The 3,417-nt window shown below is 66.7% G+C and carries 4 protein-coding genes; all 4 read right to left on the reverse strand.

The features are described 5' to 3' along the window. Positions 1-795: DegT/DnrJ/EryC1/StrS aminotransferase family protein (locus EN742_RS28630; protein ID WP_148670321.1), on the reverse strand; the 795-nt coding region annotated here is incomplete at its 3' end. A gap of 303 nt (positions 796-1,098) precedes the next feature. After that, positions 1,099-2,022: a carbohydrate kinase gene (locus tag EN742_RS28635; RefSeq protein ID WP_127405435.1), complete on the reverse strand. Its 924-nt coding sequence runs from the start codon at positions 2,020-2,022 to the stop codon at positions 1,099-1,101. Continuing rightward, positions 2,019-2,465 (reverse strand): RbsD/FucU domain-containing protein, encoded by a 447-nt coding sequence (locus tag EN742_RS28640; RefSeq protein ID WP_126055827.1) that lies wholly within the window; start codon positions 2,463-2,465, stop codon positions 2,019-2,021. The genes EN742_RS28635 and EN742_RS28640 overlap by 4 nt, the downstream gene beginning before the upstream one ends. Next, positions 2,466-3,417, reverse strand: a 952-nt coding sequence (locus tag EN742_RS28645; RefSeq protein ID WP_148670322.1) for an ROK family protein, incomplete at its 5' end; no start/stop codon positions are given. It lies immediately after the preceding gene.

Raw genomic sequence — 3,417 nt, forward strand, 5'->3', positions numbered from 1 at the left:
GCGCTGCGCCACCACCTGCCGGGCAACCATCTCGTCCTCGAGGATGACGAGCTTCTCGATCAGGATCGCCGCCTGCAGCGTGTCGAGGCGCGAATTGATGCCGACGCGGATGTTGTCGTACTGCGTTTCGCCCTTGCCGTGGAAGGCGAAGGATCTGAGCTTGTCGGCCATCGCATCGTCATTGGTGAACATCGCGCCGCCGTCGCCGTAGCAGCCGAGCGGCTTCGCCGGATAGAAGCTGGTCGAGCCGACATGGCCGAAGGAACCGCAGAACTTGCCGTCGACTGAGCCGCCGATCGACTGGGCGGCATCCTCGATCACCATCAGGTCCTCGCGCTTGGCGATCGCCATGATCGCTTCGTAGTCTGCGGCGAGCCCGAACAGGTCGACCGGTATGATCGCCTTCGGCTTCAGCCTGCCTTCCTTCCTGATCATCGCGATCGCCGCCTCGAGGCTGGCGATGTCGATGTTGTAGGTGTCGGGATCGACATCGACGAATACCGGCTCGGCCTTGGCGAGCGCCACAACTTCGGCCGTCGCCGCGAAGGTAAAGCTCGGCACGAACACCGCATCGCCCGGGCCGATGCCGGCCGCAAACAGCGGCAGCAGCAGCGCGTCGGTGCCGTTGGCGCAGGCCACGACATGCTTGGTGCCGACATAGGCCGCGAGTTTGTTCTCGAATTCGGTGACCTGAGGCCCGAGGATATAACGGCCTTCGTCGACGACGCGGTCGATCGCGGCCTTCAACCGGTCGCGGATACGTTCGCGCTGCGCGCCGAGATCGATGAACTGCATGTCTGCCTCAAGGGGTTGGTGCGTGTCGCCAAGGGCAAGCGGCGGGGGCATGACGCGCACAGAAACAACAACTTAACCGCCGCTGGTACCAGACTTGGACAATCCGAGAAAGCCAGCCCGGGGGCATGGCGACCTGTCGGGATGTCGCAGCCTGTTACCGCCGATCTCTCCTGCTTCTCCGCAAGGTGCCGGAAATCCGGCCTTTGCAGGGTGCAATCAGCGCCTTTTCTCGCGCCTTTTCGGCCGGTGGAAACATAAAGTGATCAGCCGGCTGGGCGGCTTTGCCGCCGGATGGACGGCCGATCAGGCGATTTCATGGCGCCAGGGCGGATTGGCGCCGGCGCGCGACACCGTCACCGCCGCCGCCTTGGCGCCGAGCGCCAGCGCCTGGCGGATCGCGTCTTCCGACAGGTCGCCGATCGCCGCCTTGGTGAGCAGGCCCTGTTCGTGCAGCGAGGCGAGGATGCCGGCATTGAACGTGTCGCCGGCGCCGACCGTGTCGACCACCGCCACCTTCTGCGGCGTCACCGTGACCTTGTGGCTCTTGCTGTAGCCGACCGCGCCCTCGCTGCCATGGGTGACGACGATCAGCTTCGGTCCGCGATCCAGCCAGTTGCGGATGACGTCCTCATGCGAGCCGGCTTCGTCGAACCAGTTGAGGTCCTCGTCCGACAGTTTCACGATGTCGGCCATCGCCATCATCTCGCGGATGCGCCGCAGGTGCTTTGCCTTGTCGGGGATGAAGTTCGGCCGGATGTTGGGGTCGAGCATCATGACGCGACTGTTGTGCTCGCGCCGCATGAACTCCTCATAGGCCGATCCCGCGGGCTCGGAGATCAGGCTGATGGCGCCGAACAGCATCGCCTCGATCTCGGCGCCGAGGCTCGGCAGATCCTCGATGGTGAGCATGCGTCCGGCGGTGTTCTCGTCGTAGAAGGTGTAGGTCGCCTGGCCGTTGGTGAGCCGCACGAAGGCGAGCGTCGTCGGCCTTGGCGAGGTGTGGGCATAGGTGGAGCTGACCTTGCTTGCCCCGAGCGCTTCGCGGAACTGGCCGCCGAACAGGTCCGACGACAGGCCGGAAAAGAAGCCGGCCGGCGCGCCGAGCCGCCCGAGCGCGATCGCCGTGTTGAAAACCGCGCCGCCGACATAGGGCGCGAAGGCCGGCTCGCCCTCGGTCGTCGTGCGCGGCAGCATGTCGATCAGGGCTTCGCCGCAGCAGAGGATCATGATGTCTGGCTTTCCGGCGGATAGATCACGCCTTTGCGGATGATGATGTTGGCATAGAGACGGGGCTCGCTGGTGGCGACGATGGCGTGCGCGGCCTTGACCCGGGCATAGAAGTCGGCGCCGGCCAGCGCAACCACCTTGTGGCCGGGCGCGCGCCTGGCGCAGACCGCTTCCATCTCATGGTGGACCGGATCGGCAAGCGCCGGATCGCCCTTGACCGAGGCGCGAAACAGCGCCTCTGGCACGGCGTCGTCCACCGGCAGCACGCTCAGAATGGCGTCGAGCACGGGGACCAGATGATGGCCGTCGGCGCGGATCAACCGATGCGCCTGCTGCTCGGCCGGGTAGTTGCCGTCGACAAGCGCGATTTCGTCGCCATGGCCCATGGCGCGCAGCGTCGCCAGAAGCTCCGGGCCAAGCAGCGACGGGATGCCGATCAGCATTCAGGGGCTCCTGGAAATGGTGGTCGAGCCGATCAGGAAGCGCTCGGACAGGGGCAGGCTGGCGCCGCCAAGTGCCCGAGCGTGGATGCCGACGGTTCCTTCGCGCACCGCCGGCAACTTCAGGCCTTCGCCGTCGATCGTGCCGACGGCCACCCTCACAGCATCGACGAGACGGCCGCGCACCGACAGCGGCATCCAGCCGTCGATCACCGCCGCCTCGAAATCGATGACCGAGGAGGCCGCGACGATAGCGTAGGCCAGCGCCTGCGCGGCTCCGGCGATCCATATGTCGAGCTCGGGACCGATGTCGCCCCAGTCCTCGGGCGACGTCCACAGATGCGAGGCCTCGACGCCGCGCGCGTTGAGCGCCTTCTCCAGCATGGCGATCGACGCCACGTCGATGAGCTGGGTCGGCTTGCCGTCGGGCCCCGGAACCGGCATCGAGCCCAGCGCGCCGGCATTGCCGGTCGGCCCGCCGAACAGCCGGCCGTTGAGCACGATGCCGCCGCCGGCGAAGGCGCCGATGTAGAAATAGACGAAGTCGCGCGCAGCACCGGCCTGGCCGAAGACAAGCTCGGCGCCACAGGCCGAGGTGGCGTCGTTCTGCAGGTAGACCGGGAAGTCGCACTGCGCCTGGATGTCGGAACGGATGTCGCGGTGGCGCCATTCGTCCATGATCTCGCGCGGCGCGCCGGCGGTGTCGGCCCAGTTCCACAATTCGAACGGCATGGCGATGCCGAGCCCGGCAATGCGCTTGTCCTGCGCCTGGGTGAGCTCGCCGCGCATCCTGGTCATGCCGGTCAGCGCGAATTCCACCGTCTCGCGCGGCGCCGGATAGCGGTAGGAGTGCTGCAGCATCGAGCGCACATTGCCGAGGAAGTCGATCAGCACCAGCTCGGCGCTGCGGCGGCCGATCTTGAGGCCGATGAAGAAGGCGCCTTCCGGGTTGAGC

Source organism: Mesorhizobium sp. M4A.F.Ca.ET.020.02.1.1, from assembly GCF_004022645.1.
Classification (GTDB): domain Bacteria; phylum Pseudomonadota; class Alphaproteobacteria; order Rhizobiales; family Rhizobiaceae; genus Mesorhizobium.